Source organism: Bradyrhizobium sp. JYMT SZCCT0428 (assembly GCF_018131075.1).
Classification (GTDB): domain Bacteria; phylum Pseudomonadota; class Alphaproteobacteria; order Rhizobiales; family Xanthobacteraceae; genus Bradyrhizobium.
On the sequence record NZ_JAFCLS010000005.1, the window covers coordinates 230,833 to 257,576 of the forward strand.

Genomic DNA, 26,744 nt, shown 5'->3' on the forward strand with positions numbered 1-26,744 from the left:
CATATTCGTAACGACAAGCGCGACGTTGATCGTTCCATTTAGAATGGCCGCCTCCATCCGGGCCGCGGCAATCAATCGTTTCGTTGTTGGTGCCCCCCAAGGGACAGGAACGAAGGACAGTTTTCCTCGTTCAACCCGCGCTGCAACATCTCCTTGGCAACTCAGGATATCGTGCATGCACTGTCGAGCGCCCCTATGACTATAGCCCATCGCAGAGAGAGCACTTTCTCAACCGTCTTGGATCAAGGCCGGCAATTGGCCCGCATGGCTCACAGTATTCATTGGAGTTCCTGCAACGGACGTATGGTCGACCTAACGACAACGGACGTAACGTCCGCCATCGAATACATTGTTCTAGTCGCCTCATCGGAAAAGTTCAGCAGGATGGAAGATGCGCCGAAACCTGAACCAGTCGTCTGCCGTTAAACAGAGGTCAAAATGGCTAATCAGCCCTTCAAAGCGCGCACCTCAGAGGAATTGATTGCACTGCAAAGTGCGGTAGCGACCGCGATCCTGGCTGTAATCATCGTGATGACGCTCTATTTCGGACGCGACATCGTCATCCCGATCGCGCTGGCAATTCTGCTTAGTTTTGTTCTGGCCCCCCTTGTGGGATTGCTTCAACGAACGCGCGTTCCCCGCGCGATTGCGGTCGTAAGTGTCGTCGTCCTTGCCTTTGCATTGCTGTTTGCAATAGGCAGCCTCCTTGCGTCGCAATTAACGCAACTCGCTAGTGAGTTGCCGCGCTATCAATCGACGATCAGTGAGAAGATTCAACTGTTTCGGGACACGACGGCTGGCCGGGGCACACTCGAACGGGCCTCCGGAATGCTGAAGGATTTGAGTAAAGAACTCGATAAGCCGAAAGACGCCGGGTCCACGCTCGGTGCGAGTACGATAGTCAACCCCAAAGCGCCGCTTACGCCGGTGCCCGTAGAGGTGCGGCAACCGGATCCAGGTGCTCTGGAGAGCTTGCAGGCGTTAATCTCGCCACTCCTGCACCCACTCGCTACGACGGGTATCATTATCATCTTTGTGATTTTCATCTTGCTTCAACGGGAAGACCTCCGTAATCGGCTCATTCGGCTGGCAGGGTCGCATGACCTGCAACGAACAACGGCAGCACTCGACGACGCGGCCAGACGCCTCAGTCGGCTTTTCCTTATCCAACTCCTGTTGAACGGAGCGTTCGGCGTAGTCATTGGCGCTGGCCTATGGTTCATAGGTGTTCCCAGTGCCATCCTCTGGGGAATCTTAGCGGCGGTTTTGCGGTTCGTGCCCTACATCGGCGCAGCTATCGCCGCGGCCTTTCCATTGGCTCTTGCCGTTGCCGTGGATCCGACGTGGTCGATGCTGCTCTGGACTCTTGGCCTCTTTCTAATTGTGGAGCCGATTGTTGGGCACGTGATCGAGCCAATGGTCTATGGTCACAGCACTGGGCTCTCCCCAGTAGCCGTTGTTGCATCTGCCACGTTTTGGACGGCGCTTTGGGGTCCAATCGGACTGGTGTTGGCGACTCCCTTAACTGTCTGCCTAGTGGTGCTTGGGCGGCATGTGGAACGCTTAGCATTTCTTGACGTAATGTTTGGTGACCGGCCCGCGCTTTCCCCACCTGAGATTTTCTATCAGCGGATGCTTGCGGGAGATCCAACCGAAGCGTCCGACAAGGCGGAAGAGTTTTTGAAGGAGAGATCCCTTAGTTCCTATTACGATGAAGTAGCTTTGAAGGGCCTACAATTGGCTCAAGCGGATGCAGAACGCGGCGCTCTCGATCAGGAACGGTTGACAAAAATTAGAGATGCGGCAATCGAGTTTGCCAACAACCTTTCTGATCAGGACGATCGTCCGGCGCAAAAAGTCCGCTCAACTTCGGACGCAGAAGCGACCTCGGCGGTAGAGAGCGTGGCTGAAGACGCGCCATACGCAAATCTGCCAATCGTCAGCAAGGAGGATTTGCCAGGCGAATGGCAGAGCGAATGCCCAATTGTATGCATGGGTGGGCGTAGTCTAATTGATGAAGCCGCCGCCATTATGCTGGCGCAGCTGTCTACGGCACACGGGCTGACGGCTCGCGCCGAGGGACCCGAAGCGCTGACAACCTCCAATATCTTTCGGCTCCAGACAGACGGTGTTTCGATAGTCTGCCTAGTCTACTTGGATGGGACTGGACCCGCTCATATGCGCTATGCCGTTCGACGTCTTCGTCGAAAATTGCCGAAAGCACTCATAATTCTGTGCTGCTGGCTTAAGGACATTGATCAGGCAGAGTTCGAGCGGCTCCGCGAGGCAGCAAAAGCTGATCTGATCGCGAGCAACCTCGGCGAAGCGATCAAACTGGCAATTGAGGCCACGGGCTTGAACGTCGACAGTCTGAAGACAAAGCATGACGAATTATCCGCAACAACGGCGGCTTAACTCCGGCAACGTCACCAGTGAAGTGCTACCGCAGCATCGACCTTTCGGTTGGCAGAGTATGCTCATCTTTCCACCTAAAACGCGATTGCATCGATCGGGCTAATTAGGCGCTGTTCGCCGCTATGGGCGGATGCCAAGTTTGCTTGGCAGGATACTGGCGAAACTCGTGACGGCGGTGACGTTAGCGTTGGCGAGGCCTGATCGGTGCTGACTGCGAACTAACAGCGCAGCTCGGGTAACGGCGCGGCAGGCGTTTTAATCGTAACTTTGGGCGCAAGTATTCTTGTTTGGGTCGGGGGTGCCGAAGTCATCGCCGATGGGCGATCGGCCGAAACCGAGCCTGCGAGAACCGCTAGACGCCTCAGTAGGCCCGGTCCGCACGATGACACGCATATACTATGGTCGGTTGGGCTGGATAATTCGCTACCTATGAGGAACTCGTGGATCAGCGTCGAAGTTGAAATGTGACCGGATCGAAGGGCGCAGATATCTCTTCGAAAGTCAGGCTCCGGAGAATTCCGGAGCCTTTTTAACGACGCAAAATCCTATCTTTCGTTCAACTGGACTCAATCAATGGCGCGTAAAAGCAATACGAAATGGGCCGAGGAGGACGACCGGCGGCTTCTTGAGTTGCGAGCGGCGGGGAAGTCAGTCCTCTCCATTGGGCTCATGCTTAGGCGGTGCGTCGTCAGCCATAAGGGCCGCTTGGGGGTTCTAAAGCAAAGACGCGGGGCATAAAGTCGAAGCAGTTGATGCCGAACAGCGGGGCCGCCGGCGATTAGTCTTGGCTTGTTTGAAGAGGCGCGCTGTCGAACTTTGCGGCTATGAATCGTCTTGCAGCATTTGGAACGTTTGGGGCATGAGCCTGTTGCGCTCAGACGACATGGACCAGGGTTGTGCATGCCGTTTCCGCAAAGGAGAACGACCATGCGCGCATTGTGTTGGCACGGCAAAGGCGACGTTCGCGTCGACACGGTGGCCGATCCCAAGATTCAGCACGCGCGAGATGCGGTGATCAAGATTACCGCCTGCGCAATTTGCGGCTCCGACCTCCATCTCCTTGATGGCTATCAGCCGACCATGGCAAGCGGCGATATCCTCGGCCATGAGAACATGGGCGAGGTGATTGAACTGGGCTCCGAAGTCAAAAATCTAAAGATCGGCGATCGCGTCGTCGTCCCTTTCACCATCAGCTGCGGCCAGTGCTGGTTCTGCCAGAAAGGACTGTTTTCCTGCTGCGACCGGACCAACCCGAATGCCGAAATGGCCGCGAAGGCCATGGGTCAATCGCCTGCTGGGCTGTTCGGCTTCAGCCATATGCTGGGCGGATACGCCGGTGGACAGGCCGAGTATCTCCGCGTTCCGATGGCTGATGTGGGCCCGCTTAAGGTACCAGACAATGTGACTGACGAGCAGGCGCTGTTCCTGTCGGATATCTTCCCCACCGGCTATATGGCCGCCGTGAATGCGCAGATTGAGCCGGGCGACACCGTGGCAATTTGGGGCTGCGGTCCTGTAGGGCAGTTCGCGATCCGCTCCGCGCTGCTGCTTGGAGCCGGACGCGTGATCGCTATCGACGAAGTCTCCGAGCGGCTGGCCATGGCTGAAGCCGGCGGTGCCGAGACTATCGATTTCTCGAGAACCGATGTCTACGATGAACTCATGAAACGGACTCACAAGCGCGGTCCGGATAGCTGCATCGATGCGGTCGGGTGCGAGGCATCCGGTCACGGCGCGACCGACGCCGTACTTGACAAAGTGAAGGCTGCAACATTTTTGGCGACGGATAGGGTTCACGTTCTCCGCGAGGCGATCATGTGCTGCCGCAAGGCGGGTACGGTCTCAATACCCGGCGTTTACGTAGGCATGGCCGACAAAATACCGCTCGGCGCAGCCATGAATAAGGGGCTCACGATCAAGACCGGCCAAACCCACGTCCAGGCCTATACGAAGCCGCTTCTGAAGCTCATTGAAGCTGGCGATATCGACCCGAGCTTCGTCGTAACGCATCCTGCGAGCCTCGAAGACGCGCCGGAAATGTATAAGAAGTTCCGGGACAAGAAGGAGGGTGTGATCAAGGTCGTGTTGCGGCCCGGACGATAGTTCCAGCTAGCGAACTGTACGATTTGAGGTTTGGCGAAATCACATGTTCTTCTTCTTTTCAAACCGGGTGGGCTGCTTCGGCTCGCTCATCCTCTCGGCCGTCGTTACGGTCGTCCTTCTCCTCATCTTCGGAGTTCTTCGCTTCTGACCCGATGTTGCTGGTGCATGAACGCTTCTATCCGGCCTTCCATGGATTGCCGACTTAGGTCAGCTCTCGAACCTTCTTTCGCCCCAGTTTCCCCCGTCAGAGGGCGACGTCCGACGTTCCCGCGGGCCTCCAGAATTGCGCGAAAAGTAACGTTAGCCAAAAGTCGCTCTGAGCAGATCGGTGACCACCCAAGCCAAAAACGTCGCTATCGCGGCCAAAATCATTGTTGGATGGAGAGTACTGGCAATCTGGCGCCTGACATTATTCCAAAAATTGCTCAAGGTCCCTCCGCCAACGTCAGCTGTCCGGCCCGATCTGGAGCTCAAGCAACGCTAACCGCTGCAAAACGAGTGGATCGCATTCGCCATCCCGGACGAGTCGAAGGATTGTTTCTGCCAATCGATGGATGATGTGTGAACTGACCGGCTCCGGCAGTGCGTTGACGGCATCCTGGAGCGCGATATCCATCACCTGGATCGCTTCCGGAGAAAATGACGCATCCGCAAAGTCCTTCATGCTTTTAACACGAGCAAGGGGTGGAATTACCTCGACAACGGGAAAAAGTGGTAAGGGTTCCAAAGCCTGAGTGGAACTCGGTGTGGGGATTCGCTATACGAAGCTTCTTGGTTTGGAGCCGGTGAACTCTAACTTCAGTCAAGCTTTAGCGTGGCGGCAGCTTGGCACCGAGGTGTCAGCCGTGCAGACGACCTCCCATTCTGATGCTGGGACTGACGGGGAACTAGGAGCAGTTTGTCTAAGACGACGCACTTAGGCGGACATGGTCCTTCAGCACTTCGTCTAACATCTCCGCGAGTCGTTCTATCGTGAAAGGCTTTTGGAGGGTTGGTTGATCACGGTAGCCGTCGGGGACGCCGGCCGCGCCGTATCCGGTCGCGAAAATGAATGGACGCCTACTTGCTTTGATGACTTCGGCCACTGGCGTAATCATCTGGCCATTGAGGTTCACATCGAGAATAGCAAGATCAAACTCTATCGATTGGATGAGCTGGATGGCTTGGCTAATCTCACCCGCTTCGCCCGCTACGGTGTGGCCAAGCTCTTCGAGCATGTCGGCCACCATCATCCGGATCATTACTTCGTCTTCGACGAGTAACACTGAGTAGCTTGGTGAGCTCGTCATTCTTGATCGTATCCATTTCGGTAGGTAGACCCGGCGAAGGGAGCGTCCGCCTTTCCGCCTCAACGAGTGCAAACGATCGGAGGGCTGCCTCTAGGAAGTCTAACGAAGCAGAAGGGCCTTTACGTGGGCCGCCAAGCCTTCCATCGCAAACGGCTTTGTAACGATAGCCATTCCGTTGTCCAGACCGCTCGCACCCATGGCCGCTTTTTCGGCGTAACCCGTAATGAACAGGATTTTCAATGCCGGTCGGGCAATCCGGCCGAAATCAGCGAGCTGACGTCCATTCATGCCACCGGGCAAACCTACGTCGGTCACGAGCAGATCGATACGCGTATCGGAGCGGAGGACTTGTAAGGCGCTCGCTCCATCTGCTGATTCAATTGCAGTGTATCCGAGTTCGCCAAGAACCTCTGCCACCAGCATGCGCACCGAAGGTTCGTCATCGACAATAAGTACGGTTTCGCCAGCGCCAGCCCGCGGTGCCAATGAAAAATCGATGGATTCGTTTGGGATGTGCTCCTGCTCAGAGTGCCGGGGCAGGAACAAGGAAATCGTAGTGCCCTGCCCAAGGGAAGACGAAATGCGGACCTGCCCGCCGGATTGCTTAGCAAACCCGTAGATCATCGAGAGACCCAGACCGGTTCCTTGCCCCAGGGGTTTGGTCGTATAGAACGGATCGAAGGCTCGTTGGACGACTTCGTCGCTCATGCCCGTTCCTGTATCAGCCACGCTCAGACCAACGTAGTCGCCGGGACGCATTTCAAACGAAAACGCTTCGGCGCTGTCGAGCGTGAAGTTTGCCGTTTCGATCTTCAGTTTGCCCCCGTCCGGCATCGCGTCGCGGGCGTTGATACAAAGATTAAGAAGGGCGTTTTCCAATTGGTTCGGATCGACCAGAGTTGTCCAGAGATCTGGTGAGGTGGTCGTGGTCATCGCAATTTCCGGACCCAAGGTGTTGTTGATGAGGTCTGTCATGCTTCCGACTAGCCGGTTTACGTCTGTTGCTTTGGGATCCAGGGTTTGACGCCGGGAAAAGGCCAACAGACGGTGTGTGAGCGCGGCGGCTCGATTTGCGGCCCCTTGAGCCGTTGAGATATAGCGTTCGACATCCTTGTACCTGCCACGGCTTATCCGAATCTGGAGAAGTTCGAGAGAGCCAGAAATGCCTGTCAGGAGGTTATTGAAGTCGTGCGCAAGGCCGCCGGTTAGCTGTCCTACGGCTTCCATCTTCTGGGCTTGCCTCAGTGCGTCTTCCGCCTTGTCCAGCGCGTCCTGCTGGCGTCGCTGCTCCGTCACATCGCGGGCTACGCAATAAAGTAATCCGTCGACGTTGACGGCAGTCCAGGTCAGGATGCGGTATTCTCCATGCCGTGTGCGAAAGCTGCTTTCGAACGCCGCGCTTTGTTCGGGAAGTGCAAGGGCAGCGACGGCGTCCCGCATCTTGCGCCGATCGTCCGGATGTTCAAGCCATTCCGACGTCTTGCCGCGGATCTCGTCTGGCAACCACCCTAGGACGGTTGTCCAGGCCGGGTTAATGCTGATCCAGGTGCCGTCGGTAGCTGCGACGCCGAGCATATCCCGACTGACCTGCCAGATCCGGTCGCGCTCTTGCGTACGCTCCGCGACGCGTTGTTCAAGGCTCGCATTCAATTCGTGAAGTTCTTCTTCTGCGGCGTGTCGCTCACTGATATCCCGCAGTATCGCGGTTACGAACACGCGCCCGTCGCTCAACCAGCGAGAGGCAGACACATCAAGGAAAGTGCGCGAACCATCCTTGCGGCGCCCAACCAATTCAACTGCCCGCAACGACGCTTTTCCAGACTGGACCTGGTCCCAAAGTTCCTGCCATCGCCGAGGGTCATCGAACAAATGATCCAACGGACGCCCCACCAATTCGGCGCGCTCGAAACTCGTTTCTTGAAGCGATGCGGAATTGGCGAACTGAACCACGCCGCTCGCATCCAACGTCAGGATGGCATCTGATGCGCTTTCTACGACAGCATCATAGCGCGCGTTTTGGCGCTCGCGAAGGATGCGATCGCGATGAGCGGCAGCGGTGACATCGGAAATTTGGAGGAGGCAGTGAGAGTAGGGGGGCGGCCCGAAAGGACGCACGGAAACGTTGTGGATCAACGGCAGACCAGCTCTCGTCCGAAGCGGCAGTAGATCGCGATTGAGCATATAGGTCAGAAAGGCAGACGAGCCTAAGGTGAACGCTTCGGAGATCGAGGTTGTCAGGCGAGCCAGAGGGCGCCCTGCAAACAACTCTTCCAGTGTCTTGCCGGCGGCCTCCTGGGAGGAAATACCGCTCGCGGACTCAAACCAGTAGTTGAAGCAGACGACACGCTTGTCGCTGTTCAACACGACGACGCCAGAATCCAAGGCGTCGAAAGCGGCAACTAGCTGCTCGTCTTCAAGCCGAATCATTGAGGGATTGTGTGGTTTCACCGGTTGCTCGTCGGATGAAGTCGTCCAGCAGATGCGTTAAAGCAGTTAGGGACGGGAGATCCATGATCATCGCGATATAGCCGCTGATGTCGCGTTCTCGGACGGCAAAGTTGATGTACAGGAACATTACGACGTCGCCCGCCTCTGGAGGAGGCGCGAGACTGAAAAAGGTTGCGGCGTTGCCGCGGAGCACTTCGGGAAGCGACATTTTCAAACTGCGCTGGAGCATGTTCGCAATCGTCGCCAGGCAACTGTTGAGAAGAATATTGCCTGTTTCCGCCAATGCTTCCTGTTCCAACTCGATGATATCCTCGAGTGGCAGGTCGCCGCCGGTGATTGCCCGGACCAGCTCCAGGCTTTTTGTTTCAGGAAAGATCAGGAGCGCCCGGCCGGTAATATCTCCCTCAAAGACCTGATGGACCGCGACCAGGTTCGAAATTTCCCTTTCGGCCAGAATGGCTATAGCGCCGGCCCGCGTCTCGAGCGAAACGTTCGGCACGGACAGATGCACTTGTGAGCCGACCATCTCGCGCAGACTGGATGCGGCGCGGCTGACACCGATATTCACGAGTTCGGTCAGTGCGTCGAGTTGTAGCTCACCAAGCAGTTCTGCGGACCCTGCGGTCATGCCTTCGCCTGTTCGAGCCGTCGCACCGCGTCTTGTAGGAACGCGCTCAATGCCTGCTCGTTCAGGGGCTTCATGAGAAAAACGGCTCCGATGTCTCTTGCCCGCCCTACAATTTCCTGCTGGTGGTTGGCTGAGACTACGGCAAGCGGCGTCGAAGGGTGAAGCGCCAGCAACTCCGCAGCGAGCTCAAGCCCGTCTCGCCCGGGCATGTTAAAATCCAAAAGGGCAACGTCGAATGCAGTCTGCTTGGCAAGCGAGAGGGCCTCGTCAGCATTGGCCGCCTCTATGCGACTCCAGTCCGGGTATAGGGCGTTCAACGCCTTGGCCGCGGACATCCGAGCGAGCTTACTGTCGTCGACTATCAGGAGCTTGTAGGGCATGAATTCTCCGGCAGAGGACCCGTAGGGTTTCCAAATTAATCAATGGTTTCGCATCTTTAGCGTGAAGGCGAAAGGTTAAACTGGGTGCTCCGGCGCTCTAGAGCGGGGCCGATGAAGCGGTGGAGGAACTCGCCGGCTGGGGGGCCCTGAAGTGGTCGGCCGGAGACTAGAAGAACTTGGACCACGGCGCCGTGGGCGCTCTCGCAGCCTTGCCAGTCAACCTGGGCTATTGGATTGGCCAGCAGTTGCTGCAAAAGGGTTTCTCCGTCCTCGGCGGGGCAAGCGCCGATGAGCCGGATGGTCTGCGCGTCGTGCAATACAACGGTCATCTAAACATCTCCTGTACGTCCAGCACGACCAGAACCCGCCCGTCGCCCAGTAGCGTTGTACCTGCGACGCCCCGCATGCTACCCAACAGGCCCTCCATGGGCTTAAGCATAACGTCCAAGCGCTCCCCTAACCGGTCGACCTCAATTCCGCCAATCTGCCCGGCCGCCGTCACAACGACTATCTTCGCCGGAAGTTCCCTTTGTGGAACGCGGGCGAGGCCAAGTGTCTCTGCGAGATCGAGCAGGGGGATCGTCCGATCGCGCAGGATGAATGCTCGGCCCGATCCGATCGCGACGATCATGTCGCGATTGACAATTGTGGTTTCCACGACGCTGTCGAGCGGCAGCCCGAATACTTGACCGACCACTTCCACGGTCATTACTCGCGTCATCATCAGACTGAAAGGTAGAATCAGACTGACAACAGTGCCCTTTCCAGGCTCGCTTTGCAGGGTAACCGATCCGCCCAAACGTTCCACGGCCGTCCTGACGGAGTCCATGCCGACCCCGCGGCCTGACAAATCTGTCACAGTTTCCGCGGTAGAAAAGCCGGCCGCAAAGATCAGGTCAATTATCTCGCCGTCGGCCATGGCCGCCAAAGCTTCCTCTGAAGCGACGCCTCGAGCGCTGGCGACCGCGCGCACCCGGTCAACGTCAATCCCGCCACCGTCGTCCTCGATTTCGATCCGGACATTCTCGGCGACGCGTCGGCCGCGCAGGATCAGCGTCCCCATAGATGGTTTGCCGATCGAAATGCGACGCTCCGATGCCTCGATGCCGTGGTCTACTGCATTGCGCAGCACATGGAGCAACGGCTCAAAAAGGGCATCGACGATGGTGGCGTCGGCTTCAGTGTCTTCGCCTTCCGTGATCAGTCTGACGGTCTTGTTAACGCTGCCGGCGATTTCGCGTACCAACCTCGGAAAACGGCGAAAGACGGTGCGCAACGGAAGAACTCGGATGCGAAGAACGGCCCCTTGCAGTTCGCTCGCCAATCGATCGAACAGGGCATGTTGATCGCGCAAGATCGATTTAACGGTTGCTAGATCTTCATTGCCCTGCATTCGCTTCGCTGCGTGTCCTATCGCATTTTTTACAATGATCAACTCACCCGCAAGCTTCACGAGGGCATCGATCCGGTTCATGTCGATCCGCAATGCGCGTGGCGCTACGATCGGTGCTGGAGAGATGATTGGTTGGGAGTCGGCCTTAGTCTTGCTTTCTAAGGCGCGTTCGATAGCCACAATCAAGGGTTCAACATTTCGCTGTGCTTGTGCGGCAGAAGTTGCGAGTTCTACCTTGGTAATCGCTTCGTTGCTGCCAAGGTAGTGCAGAGCGTTGACGGCGGTCCGCCCCGCAGAAGAAAGGCGACCTAAAAGCCCTTCGAAGCCGCTATCACGCAACAGAACTACCTGCGCCTTGAGAACCGATGTTGCTTGCGTGAGATAATCTTCCGCTACTGTGGAAACCGAAGCCGCCGTTAACTCGCGGATTTCCGCCTTTTCAGCGACAGTCAGGAGTGCGCTTCGAATTTCCGCGGCGGGCGCTTTTGTCAAAGCCAAGATTTCCAGGTCGCAACGGAACGTATTCATGTTCTCAAGAGAGACCGTTCGATTTGAAAGCGCTAACTCGACGGTCAAAAGTTGGGGCAGGGACGCGATTACTAAAAGCGGATCGTCTCCTTGAAAGAAGGCGTCCGGATCCGGCAAGTAGCGCACTGCTGAGACTGCCTCCGGGAAATGGCCTCCCGCGGCCCCGCGAAGCCGGTCCAACCAATCGTTGTTCGCTGGAAGCGCGACGCCTTTCTCGCCCTCACCGATGTCCATCGAACTGACCAGTCGAGTGATCATATCGTCCGCCTCGATGTCCGCGGCAGGTGGCATCTCGCCGCTTGCCTGCATGTGATCTAACCATCGCGAGGTGAGATCGAGACACGTCAGACATTCGTCAAGGACCATTGAGGCAACCGGTTCATGGGATGCGCGAAGCTTCGCCAGAATATCTTCGGCGGCATGCAGCGTTCTTGACATGGCGGCGAACTCGACGATCCCAGCAGCGCCCTTCAGCGTATGAAAAGCCCGGAACGCACCATCTAACCTTTCGCGATCGCCGGGGTTCTCCTCAAGTGCCATCAGATCGTCGGTTGCTTGGGCGACAAGCTCCCTCGACTCGAGGAGAAACTGTTCGACGAACTCATTCATCGCGCCGCCCCGCAGAAAATGGCAGCGTATTCGGCGAGCGTCTCCTGCTTGATAGGCTTCACAAGGTAATAATTGGCGCCGGCGCGTCGGGCTGCTGCCATGTCCTGCATTCCGGATTCCGTGCTGGTCACCAGGACCGGAATGCCTGATATCGGAAGTTCCTTCGATCGCAACGTATGCAGGAATGTGATGCCGTCCATCTGCGGCATGTTGACATCGACGATAGCCAAGTCGAACGCTTGCAAAAGCACCTTCTCTAGACCCTCCAACCCGTTTAACGCTTCTTCGACAACGAATCCGCGGGCCTCCAGGGCCGAGCGGTAGTACGTCCTGACGAGTGCGGCATCGTCGATGACAAGGACCCGTTTTTTGGAATAATCGCTCACGCGCGCAACTCCTGTGGTCTGCGGTAAACGATCGCTCCCGAGTACCGACAAACCTCGAAAAGGGGCGAGATGCGGCTCATAGATTCAGTATGTCCCAGGCAAATGAAGCCACCCGGCAATAAATTATCGTAGAGATTTTCTGCTGCAATGCGGCGAGATTCATCGTCGAAGTAGATTAGAACGTTCCTGCAGAAGATCACGTCGAATCGGCCCTGCGGTCTAGTTTCTTTGGTCTCGATCAGATTCACCCGAGAAAAGCGAACCGATTGGCGGAGATCTTCCAGGATCTGCCACCGCTCGTCGTCCAACCCATGAAAGTAGCGCTCGATCAATTCCGGCGACAATCTCATGAGAGCCCGCTTGCCGAATATGCCCTCGGCCGCCGCTTCAAGTACACGGGTATCGATGTCTGAACCGACGATCTCGATGTCGTATGCGTCAACGTCCTTCCAGTTTTCCAGCAACCAAATTGCGATGGAGTAGGGCTCTTCTCCCGTCGAGCAAGGGACCGACCAGATCCGGATAGTGTCGCCCGGCCGTTTAGCCGTGACACGTTCCTTCAGGAGATCGGAACTCAGACATGCGAGTTGGTGGTCTTCGCGATAAAAGTACGTTTCGTTGACTGTGAAGGCGTTAATGAGGTGTTCGACCTCGTTGCGCGTTTCACTGCGGAGATATGCGAAATATCCAGCAAACGATCGGCTTGAGGTCGCAACTATCCGTTCTATAATACGACGCTCCACATAGTAGCGCTTCGTCTCTGTAAAGACCATGCCGGTCCGCCGATAAAGAAAGTCGGCAAGTCGTTTGAATTCGTCTTCGGTTATCTGCTGCGTATCATCCATCGGTCAGCGCGATCCGATGCGATCGCGAGCAGTTTTGATGGCAAAGGCAAGAAACGGTTCTTCTGGAAAGCGGGTGGCGCACTGCCCCAGAACCTTCAAGCTTGCGGCAGTACCTGTCTCTGCCAAGACTTCGATGGCTGCGGCACACACGTTCGGGTTTAATTCGCGTTCGATAAGTTCTTCCAACAATCGGCTCGCATCATCGGCAGGGAGCACACGCGCAATTTCGCATGCTAACAGACGGACGTCCGCGTCGGCATCCTTCAGCAGTCCGGGAAGATGCACTGCTGCTGCCCCCGGCATGGCCCGCAACGCATCGAGTGCTGCGGTACGCTGGGCGGCGTCGTCCGAACGTAAATATGGAATGATGACAGCGGCGCTTTCTGATGAGCCCATCTTGGCAAGCGCCGTGAATATGGCCTCGCGGACTCGCGCTATGCGCTCCTTGGATAATGCTGTGGTCAACAACGGGAGCGCTTCGGGAAGCAGGGTGGTCCTCCGTGCTGCGGTCCAACGTTCGTCATCGGATCCCTCGATAAGCATCTCGGCGATATTCCGATCATCTGGCGCAGGCGTCTCCGGGGGAGATGCGGGTTTCCTTATGAGCGGCATCAACTCACCAATTTTTTCAACAGTGCTGCAATCCTGTAGAGGGGCTCAACAAAATCGGCGGCATTGGCCTTGACGAGTTCTCCGGGCATACCCCAGACGACCGCAGTTTCCTCGGCTTCTGCTATGGTCCGGCCGCCGCCTGCATGGATCAGCGCCATGGCCTCCGCTCCGTCGTTTCCCATGCCCGTCATGAGTATGCCAATCAACTGGCTCGGAGCCATATGGTTCAGCGCGCTGCGGACCAAGCGGTCAGTGCTGGGGTGCCACGGGTAGTCAGCCTGGGCCGGGGCGGCCATGGCGACGAGACCTGCTCCTCGCCTTGAGACAATGATGTCGGCGTCGCCACGGCCGATGTAGACATTCCCCTGCACGAGCGCCGTTGGATCCCGGACTTCCTGCACGCCAAGTCGGCTAATCCCGTCCAGGCGGCGAGCCAGGGGCCCCGTGAACGTGGCCGGCATGTGCTGGGCAACCACGATGGGCCAAGGGAATGAGGCGGGAAGGCCGTCCAGTAGCGCTTCCAGAGCCGGTGGACCACCGGTTGATGTCCCGACCAGGACGAGTCCTTCTCCTTTTGGAACGTGCTTGGCTTTTCTGACGGATGAGCGTGTCCTGGTACCTTCCCCCATGCGGAAGCGAACCCTCTCGCGCAATCGCAAACTGGTTCTCAACCTGGCGCCAGCCGCAGCCCGCACCTTCTCAATCAGCGGACGGGCGAGGTCGTCGAACCGGAGCGATACCGCCCCTGTGGGCTTTGCCACGAAGTCGACCGCACCCAAACGTAATGCTTCGAGCGTGGCGTCCGCGCCCGCTGCCGTCATCGACGATACCATAACCACCGGGCAGGGGGTCTCGATCATTATCCTGTCGAGGCAAGCAAGCCCGTCCATTTCCGGCATATGAACGTCGAGGGTAATGACGTCCGGCCGAGAAGTAGCTATCGCAGCGAGTGCTTCTCGTCCGTTGCGGGCGAACCGAACCTGGAAATCAGCCTGCGTCGAAAATGCCTGGCCGATCAACTTCCGCACGAGCGCGGAGTCGTCGACAACGAGTATTTTGATCACGGTTTAGTCTGCCGGAACTCTCGACTGCGTGGCTGCTTGTTGAACGTGTCCAGCAGACCTCTTTCTGTCCGGGTCAGCAATTCGGATGGATCCAGCAGCAGAATGATCCTGCCAGACGCCTCAAGATTAATTACTGAGTGCACGATGCCAAGCGCGTCTCCGGTTAAATCCGGAGATGGCTTGATCTTATCCGGCGAGCAACGCAGAACCTCTGACACGCTATCCACGATCAGGCCGGCGCGATGCTGCTCGGTACGAAGCACCACAAGCCGCCTGTTCGCGTTAACGGTCGTCGCCTGCATGTCAAAACGGCGGCGCTGGTCCACGACAGGAAGGACTTCGCCTCGAAGGTTGACGACGCCTTCAAGAAATTTCGGAGTCTTTGGCAGGCGCGTAATTTGATCTGGCACCCGCGCGACTTCTTCGACCGCATCGATTGGCAGCGCGAAATCGTTGTCGTCTAGCTGGAAAATCAAGAACCGCAGTTCCTTTGCATCCGACGCGTCACGAGTTTCATCTGTCGGCTTCATGGTTGTCTCGTCTTGCGCGAGTTTCTGCATGATTTCTTCCCGAAGTAAGCGTTCCGGCACCAGGATCGAAACGAGTTTGCCTTGTCCAGCCCGATAGATTTCCTTGATCTGCGCTTCACCGCCGGCGCGGGCTGCAAGCACTGGCGGGGCCGGATCGACGCGGTCAGGATCGACCGAAAGGACGGCCCGGGTACGGTCTGCGACGAACCCGATTAATACATCGCCGATTGTGACGACGAGCACCTTCTCAAGCGAAAGGATCGCCGATGGCAATCCGAGGAGACGTCGTAGCGAAAGCAATGGCAATAGCCCGCCTCGATAAGGCATGACGCCGCGTACCGCATCGTCGCTTCCCGGAACGAATGTCAGGTTTTTTGGAGCGGGAACGATTTCTCTGACCACTTCAAGCTGAAGAGCATAGTCCTGACCAGCGACCTCGAACGTCACCAGGCGCTGACGAGTCATTTCGACCGCAGCATCCTTTGCGGTAGTTGTCGCGCCAGCAGTGGTGGGGAGCGATTGCTGTTTTGGTGCGGTCTGCGCGAAGCCCCGGCGCAGCAGTTCCGGGATATCTAGAATCTTGGTAACGTGAGAACCGCTATCGAATACGCCTCGCAGATGCTCGCCGCCTTCGGAGGCAATGTCGGCCTCCGCCGTCTTAACCTTCTCAGGTGCAATGCGGACCAAGCTGGAGACTTCGTCCACCACTAAAGCAACTGGCGAGGCGCCTTCGAGGACAATAAGACGCGAAGCATGGGTCGCAGCTACATCCGCACGGCCCAGAAGGGCGCGGACGCTTGCGACCGGCAGGACCGCCCCTCGCAGGTTGGCAAGGCCCATCAGACTTGGCGGCGCCTGCGGAACTCGGGCGATCGGCGGCAGCCGCGCGACTTCCGACACGGTTTCGGCCGGCAAGGCATAGAAGTGCCCTTCGCTCCTGAATGTCAGAAAACGCTCGTCGGTCAACTCTATCGTCTTGGCTATCTCAGCCATTTTGCTTCTTCAATTCGTCCGAAAGGGACGCAATCTCTTCAATGGCGGCCGCAAGGTCGTCCGCGCCCTGGGCCTGTTCTGCGGATGCCGTGGCGGCTTGACGCGAGGCCGCACTCGCTTCTTCTGCAGCCGCAGCTATTTGACGGGCCGCAGCAGCAGTCTCTCCGGCAGCGGCAAGTATTGCATCAGCTCCCTGCTGGATAGCCTTGTTGGCACTTCCTAGCGCGGCGAACTCGCCGGTGATGCTTTCGAGTGTCTTGATGACAGCTCGGTTATTTTGAACCTCCATCTCTCCCGCGGAGATGATTTGTTCCAGGTCGCGGCGCAAAAGTGCGATCTGGTCGAGAATTCCGCGCACCGTATCTTTGACACGCTCGACGCTATCTGACGCTTCGCGCGCGAGCGCCCGTATGTCATTTGATACTAGTGCAAACCCCCGGCCGGCATCGCCCGCACGCGCCGCTTCTACTGCCCCGCTCACCGCAAGCATGTTGGTTTGAATGTTGACCAGCGTGATTGCGTCGACAATCTTTTCGATCTTTCGACCAATGACTTCCAGAGAGATGATCGTTTCAAGGCTCTCCCGGGTATTGTCGAGAGCTCCCGCGACTCCCTCGATCAGGAGTTCGACTGCCTTGCGGCCATCAGCGAGTGATTTTCCCATTACCGAAACACGATCAGTGGCGAGTCGTCCCTTCTCCTGGGCGAGACGCGCACTTTTCTCAATTTGGGCGAGAGCTGCCGAAGTTTGTTGTGCGGCAGCGGACTGCTGTTGAGATCCGCGATTTATTTGCTCCACCGCAGTCGAGATCTGACTGGCAGCGCTGGAAAGTTCCTGAATGGTCGCCGACAATTCTTCGGCCGTGCTCGCGATCTGCTCGGGCGCCGAGTCTCCTGCTGACCCGCTACGAAGTTTTTCCGACAGGGAAGCGAGCGACTGGGCGGCTACCTGACCTTGATCGAGGGACTGAGCTTGCTGTCGGACAGCCGACTGGGCCTCGCTGGCTGCGGAAGCTTGCTCCTCAGCAGCTCCAGCTACAAGCTCTGCGCCTTTTTGTGCCTCCTGGATGGCGCGCTCGGCTTCCATCGCTGCCGTAAGCGTATCTTGGCTCCCCTTGGCGAGTTCAACCATGCTTTCCCGCAGGCCGCTCAGCGTTTCGATAACGGATCGACCCGCTTTGGCCTGTTCAACCGCCACTTCGGCCGCCGCCTTGACTGCCAAGGCTGACTGCCGAACATTTGTCTGGATCTCCTCCGCAAACCCCTGCACTTGAACCGCGCTCTTGTCCGAGACGTCGGCGAGAGCTCGCACTTCCTCGGCGACGACCGCAAAACCGCGCCCATGGTCTCCTGCGCGTGCGGCTTCGATGGCTGCGTTCAACGCCAGTAGGTTCGTTTGATCGGAAATCCGGCTAACGGCGCCGGTGATTTCGCTCACATCCTTCGCCCTACGTTCAAGTTCGCTTATAATGACTCCAGAGGAGACCTGTCGTTCCGAGTTTCGTTCAATAGACTGGATTGACGCACCAATCAGGGCAGCGGACTCAGTAAGCAGTATCTGTGCGGATTCGGTCCGGCTTCGTGAATTATTAGCCTCCCCGCGGGCGGTTGCCAGGTTGGCGGTAACTTGCTTGATGGCCGTCAACTGTTCCTGTGACGCTCCCGCTGCCTCATCGGCGCCAGCCGCGATCTGCTCCATGGATCGCCGAAGCTCTTCCGCTGCCGCGGAAGCCTGCGCCAGTCCGCTGGCCAATTCTTCTGTAGCCGCTGCTACCCTTTCCGAGATCTTGTCCTTTCCTAGCGTCTTCCCGGAGTTGCGGTTTCGGGACGCCGGTGGCGCTGCAACAACGGCAGATTGGTTAGCCTCAGCCAAACGACGTGTTTTGGACGCGGAACCCGCAATTTTCGAAGTTTTTACAAGGGTCATATGGCTCTCGGATTGGGTGGGCTCAGCTATCACTGAAGCATAGGCCATATTTCCCCCGACGTGGATATCGCTAATCGTGGGACTCTGCGATCCATCCAGGCCTGCCTGCAGCGCGAGACCCCTTAAGGTCGTCAGACCCGACCTTGTATGGAACCCGCGCCCGTGCCGAACGGTTTCCCCTTGGCTCTTGGACGTAGCGGAATGCTGTCCTTGATTGAGCGAAGGGACAAAAATGGACGCCCAAGTTAGCAACCGCAAATTGCCGAGAAATGGCGCGCACGGCGGCTTCGTCCGCGTTCAAGGAGCCCGTGAGCACAATCTAAAGAACGTCTCGCTTGAAATTCCTCGCAACGCCCTTGTGGTATTCACAGGCGTCTCAGGATCCGGCAAATCGTCTTTGGCGTTTGGTACGCTCTATGCGGAAGCGCAACGCCGCTATCTTGAATCCGTTTCACCCTACGCGCGCCGGCTGTTTCACCAGATGGCGGTGCCCGAGGTGGATGAGATCGAGGGTCTGCCCCCGGCGGTGGCGCTGCAGCAACAACGCGGATCGCCCACCACTAGGTCGTCGGTGGGAAGCGTCACGACATTGTCGAACCTGCTGCGAATGCTGTATTCGCGCGCTGGTGACTACCCGCCTAATGAGCCGCTGCTGTATGCGGAGGCGTTCTCGCCGAACACGCCTGAGGGGGCCTGTCCGCATTGCCATGGCATCGGCCGCGTCCACGAGGTCAGTGAGCGCTCGCTGGTGCCTGATGACAGGCTGACCATCCGGGAACGGGCCGTCGCCGCGTGGCCGACTGCCTGGCAGGGGCAGAACCTGCGGGACATCCTGGTCACCCTCGGCTACGACGTCGATAGGCCATGGCGAGAACTTCCGAAGAAGGACCGCAATTGGATCCTCTTTACCGACGAACAACCGACAGTGCCGGTCTACGCCGGATATACTCCCGCCGAGACAAAGCGAGCGCTCAAGCGCAAGGAGGAGCCCAGTTATCAGGGGACCTTCACCGGGGCCCGCAAGTATGTGCTGCAGACCTTCGCCACGACGCAAAGTGCGATGATGAAGCGTCGTGTGGCGCAGTTTCTGTCCAGTACCGACTGCCCGGTCTGCAACGGCAAGCGATTACGGCCGGAGGCGCTATCGGTTGCCTTCGCCGGAATGGATATCGCCGAAATCTCACGACTGACGCTGAAGCAACTTGGCGAACTTCTCAAACCCTATTTCAATAGCAGAAGCAGCGTTTCCGAAACTCATCCTGAGAAGGCTCTCGTTATCCAGCGTATTACGGAGGATTTGCTCGGGCGTTTGGACGTGCTGCTCGATCTCGGTCTCGGCTATTTGACCCCCGAGCGCAGCACGCCGACCCTGTCTCCAGGCGAACTACAGCGACTTCGTCTAGCGACACAGGTTCGATCCAACCTTTTTGGGGTGGTCTATGTGTTGGACGAACCGTCGGCTGGACTTCATCCGGCTGACACCGAGGCATTGCTCCGCGCGCTGGAGCGTTTGAAAGCTGCCGGAAATTCGCTTTTCGTCGTCGAGCACGAACTCGACATCATCCGGCACGCGGACTGGATTGTCGACGTCGGCCCGGCAGCCGGAGAGCAGGGCGGCGAGATACTGTACAGCGGTCCATTGTCAGGCCTCGCCGAAGCGCGAAACTCTCAAACGCGGCGTTATTTGTTTGCGGAAGCTCAAACGGCCGCCAGGTCGCTCCGGCATCCTCACAAATGGCTCAAGCTTCGGGGAGTTACCCGCAACAACCTCGATCGTCTTGATGTCGACATTCCGCTGGCAGTATTTACCAGCGTCACTGGAATCTCGGGGTCCGGGAAATCGAGCCTGATCAGTCAGTTTCTGGTGGAGGCCGTTGGCGACAAACTGGGTCAGCGGAAGAGATCTAGCGAAGATGATGACGCGCTTGAAGCGGGCGTAGAAACGCTTGGTGGCGACATTGCTGAAGGTCTCGACAGCATCAAGCGGCTGGTGGTGGTCGATCAGAAGCCGATTGGCCGAACGCCGCGCTCGAACCTTGCGACCTATACCGGTCTCTTCGATCATGTCCGCAAGCTTTTCGCAGCCACGAAGCAGGCCCGCGCCAGGCGCTATGATGCTGGTCGTTTCTCATTCAATGTCGCGAAAGGACGCTGCGAGACCTGCCAGGGGGAGGGATTTGTTTGCGTTGAATTGCTATTTCTCCCGAGCGTGTACGCACCTTGCCCGACCTGCAAGGGAGCCCGCTACAACGCCAAGACGCTGGAGATCAAGATTCGCGACAAGTCTATTGCTGACGTGCTTGCCATGACTGTGAATTCAGCGTTTGAGTTTTTCGCCGACGACGCATCCCTCCGTCGATCCTTGGGCGTTCTTCGAGAGGTCGGACTGGGATACATTCGGATCGGCCAATCAGCCACGGAACTATCAGGTGGGGAGGCGCAGCGCATTAAACTCGCTACCGAACTGCAGCGCTCGCAACGTGGCGAGGTACTCTACGTGCTTGACGAACCCACCACGGGCTTGCACCCGTCGGACGTAGCGAAACTGATGAAGCAGCTTGACGGCCTCGTCGAGTCTGGAAACACCGTAGTCGTTGTCGAGCATGATATGGGAGTTGCGGCAGCCAGCGACTGGATCATCGACATGGGACCGGGAGCAGGCGACGAGGGCGGCAAAATCGTTGCATCAGGACCGCCAGAACGTGTTGCGTCCACGCCTCAGAGTCGGACAGCTAAATATCTCGCTCGAGTTCGGTAAGCGATCGACGGGCCCGTGACGGCAAGTGGCAAATGGCTGGTCGTCGTAGAGCGTAAACTGCAAACTTCCGATTGGTTCCGTTGCTGTCTGCGAAGAAGCAACGAGGCGCAACTTGCCACTTCTTCCCGATCAATCTTGCGGTGCACCCGGCATCGGTGGAGACGAATCGAGACGACTCATGCGGTTCGCGATTGGAACCTTCCAAGCAGGATTTCCATTAAGTGGCTACGCGGCGCACTCCCGTGCCGGGTTGATTCGCGCATCGGTAGATAGAGGTGTTGGTCCCAGCTGGCTTGGCATTTTCAAACTTCTTGATCGGCGCACTTGTGGTCGCCGCCCTCTATTTCACGCGTGAAATCCTCGTCCCGATCGCAGTCGCCATCCTCTTGAGTTTTGTCTTGTCGCCCCTTGTGAGGGCATTCCAGCGCATGAAAGTGCCGCGGTCGATAGCGGTGCTCAGTGCGGTCAGCCTGGCGCTGGCCATCGCCCTCAGTCTTGCGGCGATGGTGATGATCGAGGTCAACCAACTCGCGAGCGACCTGCCGCGCTATCAATCCACGTTGGGCGAAAAAATCCATAACCTGCGGGACAGGATTGGCAGCGTGGGCGTGCTCAAGAACGCCTCCAGCCTGTTGAAGAACCTGGACAGGGAGCTGAAGTCGCCCGGAAGTGGCGATGCTGAAACGGCGAAGCCATCGTTGTCGGACGGCCCGACAAAAACGCCTATCCCTGTCGAAGTCCATCAGCCAGACCCGGGTGCGTCTGAGGCACTGATCGCAATGTTGCGACCGCTCGCAGCTCCCTTCACCACCACCGGAATCGTGGTGATCTTCCTCATCTTCTTCCTTTTTCAGCGGGAGGATCTGCGCGACCGGTTCATTCGGTTGCTCGGCAGCGAGGATTTGGAGCGCACCACGGCGGCGCTCGATGACGCAGGGCAACGGTTAGGCAGGCTGTTCCTGACGCAACTCATTCTGAATGCGACTTTCGGCGTCGTGATCGGACTGGGCCTCGCCGTCATCGGCGTCCCGAGTTCGCCGCTCTGGGGACTGCTGGCAATGATCCTTCGCTTCGTGCCCTACATCGGCGCGATCCTCGCTGCCGGCTTGCCAATTGCCCTGGCCGGTCGCCGTGGTAGTAGCCGCATCGTTCTGGACCTGGCTCTGGGGACCCCTGGGGCTTCTGCTCTCCACGCCACTCACGCTGTGTCTGGTCGTGTTTGCCAGGCACGTCGACCGTCTCCAGTTTATCGACGTCATGCTGGGAGACCAGCCGGCGTTGACGCCGCAGCAGACCGCATACCAGCGCATGCTGACGGGCGATCCGATTGACGCGATCGAACAGGCACGGTCGTTCCTGAAGAAGGGGACCGCTTTGGCCTATTACGAAGAAATCCTGCTGGGCGCCCTGAGATTGGCTGAGGCCGATGCCGCCCAGGGCCGGCTTGACGACGTCAGGCTCGAGAATATCCACGAGACGGTTTCCGAAATCATTGAGGATATCGCCTCGCACGAGACCGCTGAGGGGAGCGCGGGTGCGGAAGTGCCCGCCAGGAAGAGGAAGATCGTCAACATCGACGCGCGCAAGCTGGGCAAGCCGGTTTTCTGCATACCCGGACTGGGTCGGCTCGACGATTGCGCCGCGCTGATTGTCGCAGATGCGTTGAAACGTGAGGGATTCAACGCCCGTGTTTCCGGTGCCGATACCGAGATTGACGCCGGCAACGCAGAGACGATCTGCGTTTGCTTTCTGGAGGAGGTATCGGAGGCGAGGTCGTCGTTCACGGTTCGCAAGTTCTCCCGACGGGCGGCTTCGGCCAGGATCATCGTTTGCCGGTTGGGAAATTTCGAAGCGGACAAGGAGCAGCGGAGTGATGATGTAGCGCCGCAGTCGCTCGCGACCGTGATCGCCGCCGTAGCCAAGAGTGCCAGCATCAAAACGCGTCGGGAACAATAGGCAATGTCCGAGAGTTCAGGTTTGGTACAGCAAGGAATCAAGGTCATGCAACAGACGGCCGATCGATCGCTCCGAGAGCTACAGCGCGAGACCGAACAGACGCGCGAAGGTCTGACCCAAACGGTAGATCAGCTCAAAGCGAGCGTGACCGACACCGCGAGCGAAATTCGCCAGCGCATCAGTCCCGAAAACATAAAGGCGGAGGTCACGAGCTACGTCCGCTCCAAAGGCGAAAGCATGTTGGAGGACATAACGGCGGCCGCGCGCCGCAACCCGATGCAGGCGGTGGCCGTGGGCGCAAGCCTCGCCTATCCGCTTTTCAGGTTCGCAAGGGCTATTCCCTTGCCCGTGCTGATGGTCGGCGCGGGAATCTTTTTCGCCGGCACAAAGAGCGGCCAATCGATTACCCAAAAAGCCTCCGACATGGCCTCCGATCTCTCGGACGAACTCGGCCGGCGTGGCCAGGATATGGCGGCACAGGTTGGAGAGGCGGTCAGTTCGGCGACGGGCGCGGTTTCGGATGCCACCGGGCGCGCCGGCGAGGTGCTGTCCGCGGGCGCGGACCAGGTTCGCCGCACCGCAACGTCCTCGACGCCAGAGCTCAGTCTGGCAGACCGGCTAAGGGACTCGGCCGCCTCGGCAGGCGACGCGATCAATACGCGTGTCTCCGATATGAAAGACAGTGCGTCTGAACTGGCTGGTTCCGCGATGGATTCGTCGCGTGATATCGCCGCTGGTGCAGCCGCCGCCACGCGAAGCGCCGCCTCGTCGGCGGCGAATGCGGGGCTGGAAGCGGCCCGGGATGTTCGGGACAGGGCAGCGGATTATTCCAATCGCGCCGGAAAGACCATGTTGGATACGATCCAGCAGAATCCACTTCTGGTCGCAGGCGTCGGTCTGCTGGTTGGAGGTCTCATTGCGAGTGCGCTCCCCAAGAGTGAGTTGGAGGAGGATCTCGTGGGCGATGCAGCCACGGCTGCCAGAAGGCGGGCGAGTGAAGCAGCTTCCAAAGGCTTCGACGCTGCCAAGGGCGTAGCCGGCGAAATTCTTGAAAACGTGGCGCGGCAGGCTGGCGCGGAAGGCCTAACCCCGGACAAGCTGGACGAGTCGGCCCGCGAGATCGGGCAACGCGTCAGGCGCGTGGCGGAAAGCGCCGTCACGACGGCGTTCGATACGGACAAGACGTCCCAATCACACAACGGCGGAGGAAACTGACATGGCTGACCTCATTGGAACTGCACATCAAGGCACGGCGTCTTCCGGCCAGGACTCCGCAAGAGCCAAATTTGACGACGCCGTCGCATCGACCAAAAGTTTGAGTGAGCAGGCCATGTCGGCGGGCCGAGACCTCACCGACAAGGCGAAGGATATTGCTGAAAGCTCGACCGACACCATTAGGGGCCACGCCTCCGATCTCGTCGATGCGGCCATGGGTGTTGCATCTCAGGCTACTGACAAGCTCAAGGACGCGGTCAACAGTCAAAAATCGTCCGGCGCGGAATACGTCGGAAACTTGGCAAATACAATGCGGCGCGCGGCACGGGAGTTCGATACGGATCTCCCGCTCGCGGGCAGCTACATCCGGAAGGCGGCCTCCCAGATCGAGGGCGTTTCCGACCACATCCGCAACGGCAACCTGAACGATATGGTCCGGAATGCGCAATCCTTTGCGCGCCGTCAACCGACGGCCTTCCTTGGCTTGGCGGTCCTCGCGGGTTTTGGTGCCGTTCGGTTCCTCAAGAGCTCCTCCACTGACGACGGCCCGAGTTCGCAAGCCATGAGAACGGACAGCCGCTCCTCCGCAGCAGACAACCGAGGGTACCGCGATGACTTCTCGAACTGACCGTTCGATCCCGGAACTGTTCAGCGATGCGGTCGGTCAGCTTGCAAAGCTGATCGGAAACGAGTTTGCGCTGGCTCGCGCCGAACTGTCCGAAAAGGCCGGACAGGCCGGGAGAGCCGCCGCAATGATGGGGGCTGGAGCGGTCATCATGATCCCCGCGCTTGTCCTGCTGTTGTTTGCCGCGGCGGCTGCCCTCATACAGGGCGGCTTTTCGGAGCCCATCGCATATCTCATCGCCGGTGGCGGCGCAGCGGCCCTATCGGTCGCCCTCATCGTGGTGGGCCTTAACCGCCTGTCGGGCGATGCGTTGAAGCCGACGGCAACGATTAAAGAAGTACAGCGCGACAAAGCGGCGGCGAGGGAGATGGTTCGATGACCGACATGACTGAAAAAGGCTCGGACTTTATCAAGGACCTTGGCAACGCAGCGCGACGCAATCCGGTCTCTGCGGCACTCATCGGAATGGGACTGGTATGGCTGTTCGCCGGCAAAGCCGGGGGGGCACCGGGCGATATCCTTCAGAAGACCGGCCTCGATCGCCTCCCAGACGCGGCAAGGCATGCGATGAGCGCCACACAGGACCGGGTTGCATCTGCTGCCGAAGCCGTCCGTGAGACGGGCAGCGACGGTGTTGAAACCGCGACCCGCATGGCCTCGGAATACGCAAAGGCCCTGCCCGATTCTGCCGATGTTCTTGGCACCGTGCGAGGCAACCTGGCCGATCTGTTCAAGGCACAGCCCCTGGCGTTGGGCGCCATCGGATTGGCCATCGGCGCCGGCATCGCCGCGGCCTTGCCCAACACCGACATCGAAAAATCATACATTGGCGAAACCAGCGAGACCCTGAAAAGCAAGGCTGCCGAAATCGCAGGCCAGCAGATCGAGAAGGCGGCCACGGTTGCGGCGACCGTCGTCGAAACCGCGGCGGACGAAGCGCGCAGGCAGGGCCTCACGATCGATAACGCAAAGGCGGCGATGGACGACCTTTCAGGCAAGGTCAGCCGGGTGGTCGACGCGGCGGGAAAGAGCGCGTCGCAAAGCGCAACATGAACCTGCAGTGCGATCGGTAACAAAACGAGGAGAGAAAAATGAACGGTTTGATTTATCTGGTTGGATTGGTCGTCGTCATCCTGGCCGTATTGTCGTTCTTCGGGCTGCGCTGACATGGTGAAACAGCTTGAACCCGGCGCGGCTCCCATTGGAGTTTCCCCGAGGTATTTGAACTGGTCGCCCGCGATATTGGGTGCGCTGGTGGCCACCGCGCTGTCGTCGATCCTGTTGGCGTTCGGCGCGACGGTCGGGTTGGGGATTTCGTCGACTGCGCCGACGTGGCGGGACGCGTCCGCCGCACTTTGGATTCTGTCGGGACTCTATCTCATTATCCAGGCTGCACTGAGTTTCGGCGTGGGAGGTTACATTGCGGGGCGAACGAGTGTCGCTCCGGCCGTCTCGGATGTTGACGAAATCGAGCATCGCGACGGCCTACATGGCCTCGCTGCCTGGGCGCTTGCCGTCGTTCTCGGAGTGGGGCTCGCGGCCTTGCTTGGAAGCGCGTCCCTGACGCGGTCCAACAGCAACATGTTCTCGGCACGAACCAGCGCCGCAGAACCGCTGTTAAGCTATGAGATCGACCGGTTGTTCAGGCCTTTGCGCCGTGCCGCGAACGTGGACCTTTCGCAGGAGCGGGCCGAGGCCGGACGAATCCTCCTGACGTCGTCGAGCCACTCGGGAATGAGCAATGAGGATCGATCTTATTTGGCGCAACTCGTCGCGGCGAATACCGGTCTTGCCGGGCCGGAAGCCGAAAAACGGGTCGATGGTGCGATCGCATATTCACGGGCCGCGATAGCCAAATCTCGCCGGAGCTCGGTGATCCTCGCGTTCTCCGTCGCCGCGGCTCTGTTGTTGGGTGCTGTCATCGCATGGGCAGCGGCCGGCATAGGCGGCCGCCACCGTGACGGTGCGCCGATGCCACATTGGATGGGCGCTCGCGGTTCTGGAGTTGCCTATCGACGCGAAGCCGCGTGAACGGGCGGG

At 58.6% G+C, this 26,744-nt stretch carries 23 protein-coding genes; 10 read left to right on the top strand and 13 right to left on the bottom strand.

Annotation, left to right across the window (positions count from 1 at the left end; translation table 11 throughout):
- Positions 1–438 precede the first annotated feature (438 nt).
- The gene (locus JQ575_RS07360; RefSeq protein ID WP_212032550.1) at positions 439–2,415 is read left to right on the top strand and encodes an AI-2E family transporter; all 1,977 of its coding nucleotides are present in this window, start codon (positions 439–441) and stop codon (positions 2,413–2,415) included.
- Positions 2,416–3,342: 927 nt separating this feature from the next.
- Positions 3,343–4,518: a zinc-dependent alcohol dehydrogenase gene (locus tag JQ575_RS07365; RefSeq protein WP_212032551.1), complete on the top strand. Its 1,176-nt coding sequence runs from the start codon at positions 3,343–3,345 to the stop codon at positions 4,516–4,518.
- 445 nt (positions 4,519–4,963) lie between these two features.
- Here JQ575_RS07365 and JQ575_RS07370 read toward each other — a convergent pair whose 3' ends face one another.
- The 13 genes from JQ575_RS07370 to JQ575_RS07430 form a co-directional block, all read right to left on the bottom strand.
- Positions 4,964–5,182 carry a hypothetical protein gene (locus JQ575_RS07370; RefSeq protein WP_192740499.1) on the bottom strand — a complete coding sequence of 73 codons (219 nt, stop codon included), beginning with the start codon at positions 5,180–5,182 and terminating at the stop codon, positions 4,964–4,966.
- 238 nt (positions 5,183–5,420) lie between these two features.
- A complete protein-coding gene (locus JQ575_RS07375; protein ID WP_212032552.1) occupies positions 5,421–5,807 on the bottom strand; it encodes a response regulator in 387 nt (128 codons plus the stop codon).
- Positions 5,808–5,906: 99 nt separating this feature from the next.
- On the bottom strand, positions 5,907–8,234 hold the full coding sequence (locus JQ575_RS07380; RefSeq protein WP_212032553.1) for a PAS domain S-box protein: 2,328 nt from the start codon (positions 8,232–8,234) through the stop codon (positions 5,907–5,909).
- Positions 8,221–8,883 carry a chemotaxis protein CheC gene (locus tag JQ575_RS07385; RefSeq protein WP_212032554.1) on the bottom strand — a complete coding sequence of 221 codons (663 nt, stop codon included), beginning with the start codon at positions 8,881–8,883 and terminating at the stop codon, positions 8,221–8,223. The genes JQ575_RS07380 and JQ575_RS07385 overlap by 14 nt, the downstream gene beginning before the upstream one ends.
- Entirely contained in the window at positions 8,880–9,263 is a 384-nt protein-coding gene (locus JQ575_RS07390; RefSeq protein WP_212032555.1) for a response regulator transcription factor, read from the bottom strand. Before JQ575_RS07390 ends, JQ575_RS07385 begins: the two co-directional genes overlap by 4 nt.
- 56 nt (positions 9,264–9,319) lie before the next feature.
- Complete coding sequence (locus tag JQ575_RS07395) at positions 9,320–9,592, bottom strand: hypothetical protein (RefSeq protein WP_212032556.1); 273 nt, start codon at positions 9,590–9,592, stop codon at positions 9,320–9,322.
- Entirely contained in the window at positions 9,589–11,793 is a 2,205-nt protein-coding gene (locus JQ575_RS07400; RefSeq protein WP_212032557.1) for a chemotaxis protein CheA, read from the bottom strand. Before JQ575_RS07400 ends, JQ575_RS07395 begins: the two co-directional genes overlap by 4 nt.
- Entirely contained in the window at positions 11,790–12,179 is a 390-nt protein-coding gene (locus tag JQ575_RS07405; protein WP_212032558.1) for a response regulator, read from the bottom strand. The genes JQ575_RS07400 and JQ575_RS07405 overlap by 4 nt, the downstream gene beginning before the upstream one ends.
- Entirely contained in the window at positions 12,176–13,024 is an 849-nt protein-coding gene (locus tag JQ575_RS07410) for a protein-glutamate O-methyltransferase CheR (protein WP_212032559.1), read from the bottom strand. The genes JQ575_RS07405 and JQ575_RS07410 overlap by 4 nt, the downstream gene beginning before the upstream one ends.
- A gap of 3 nt (positions 13,025–13,027) precedes the next feature.
- Entirely contained in the window at positions 13,028–13,636 is a 609-nt protein-coding gene (locus tag JQ575_RS07415; RefSeq protein ID WP_409364770.1) for a HEAT repeat domain-containing protein, read from the bottom strand.
- On the bottom strand, positions 13,636–14,700 hold the full coding sequence (cheB, locus tag JQ575_RS07420) for a chemotaxis-specific protein-glutamate methyltransferase CheB (RefSeq protein WP_212032561.1): 1,065 nt from the start codon (positions 14,698–14,700) through the stop codon (positions 13,636–13,638). The genes JQ575_RS07415 and cheB overlap by 1 nt, the downstream gene beginning before the upstream one ends.
- Complete coding sequence (locus tag JQ575_RS07425) at positions 14,697–16,223, bottom strand: chemotaxis protein CheW (RefSeq protein ID WP_212032562.1); 1,527 nt, start codon at positions 16,221–16,223, stop codon at positions 14,697–14,699. Before JQ575_RS07425 ends, cheB begins: the two co-directional genes overlap by 4 nt.
- On the bottom strand, positions 16,216–18,150 hold the full coding sequence (locus JQ575_RS07430) for a methyl-accepting chemotaxis protein (RefSeq protein ID WP_212032563.1): 1,935 nt from the start codon (positions 18,148–18,150) through the stop codon (positions 16,216–16,218). Before JQ575_RS07430 ends, JQ575_RS07425 begins: the two co-directional genes overlap by 8 nt.
- Positions 18,151–18,382: 232 nt before the next feature.
- Here JQ575_RS07430 and uvrA point away from each other — a divergent pair, with 232 nt between their 5' ends.
- The 8 genes from uvrA to JQ575_RS07470 all read left to right on the top strand — a co-directional run bounded on the left by uvrA (position 18,383) and on the right by JQ575_RS07470 (position 26,735).
- Positions 18,383–20,908 carry an excinuclease ABC subunit UvrA gene (uvrA, locus tag JQ575_RS07435; protein ID WP_212032564.1) on the top strand — a complete coding sequence of 842 codons (2,526 nt, stop codon included), beginning with the start codon at positions 18,383–18,385 and terminating at the stop codon, positions 20,906–20,908.
- A gap of 293 nt (positions 20,909–21,201) precedes the next feature.
- Positions 21,202–22,239 carry an AI-2E family transporter gene (locus JQ575_RS07440; protein ID WP_212032565.1) on the top strand — a complete coding sequence of 346 codons (1,038 nt, stop codon included), beginning with the start codon at positions 21,202–21,204 and terminating at the stop codon, positions 22,237–22,239.
- A complete protein-coding gene (locus JQ575_RS07445) occupies positions 22,187–22,864 on the top strand; it encodes a hypothetical protein (RefSeq protein WP_212032566.1) in 678 nt (225 codons plus the stop codon). The genes JQ575_RS07440 and JQ575_RS07445 overlap by 53 nt, the downstream gene beginning before the upstream one ends.
- 3 nt (positions 22,865–22,867) lie before the next feature.
- Entirely contained in the window at positions 22,868–24,079 is a 1,212-nt protein-coding gene (locus JQ575_RS07450; RefSeq protein WP_212032567.1) for a hypothetical protein, read from the top strand.
- Position 24,080: 1 nt separating this feature from the next.
- On the top strand, positions 24,081–24,707 hold the full coding sequence (locus JQ575_RS07455) for a YtxH domain-containing protein (protein ID WP_212032568.1): 627 nt from the start codon (positions 24,081–24,083) through the stop codon (positions 24,705–24,707).
- Positions 24,691–25,083 carry a phage holin family protein gene (locus JQ575_RS07460; RefSeq protein WP_212032569.1) on the top strand — a complete coding sequence of 131 codons (393 nt, stop codon included), beginning with the start codon at positions 24,691–24,693 and terminating at the stop codon, positions 25,081–25,083. Before JQ575_RS07455 ends, JQ575_RS07460 begins: the two co-directional genes overlap by 17 nt.
- Positions 25,080–25,757 (top strand): hypothetical protein, encoded by a 678-nt coding sequence (locus JQ575_RS07465; RefSeq protein WP_212032570.1) that lies wholly within the window; start codon positions 25,080–25,082, stop codon positions 25,755–25,757. The genes JQ575_RS07460 and JQ575_RS07465 overlap by 4 nt, the downstream gene beginning before the upstream one ends.
- A 114-nt stretch (positions 25,758–25,871) precedes the next feature.
- Complete coding sequence (locus JQ575_RS07470; protein WP_212032571.1) at positions 25,872–26,735, top strand: hypothetical protein; 864 nt, start codon at positions 25,872–25,874, stop codon at positions 26,733–26,735.
- The last annotated feature ends 9 nt before the right edge of the window (positions 26,736–26,744 follow it).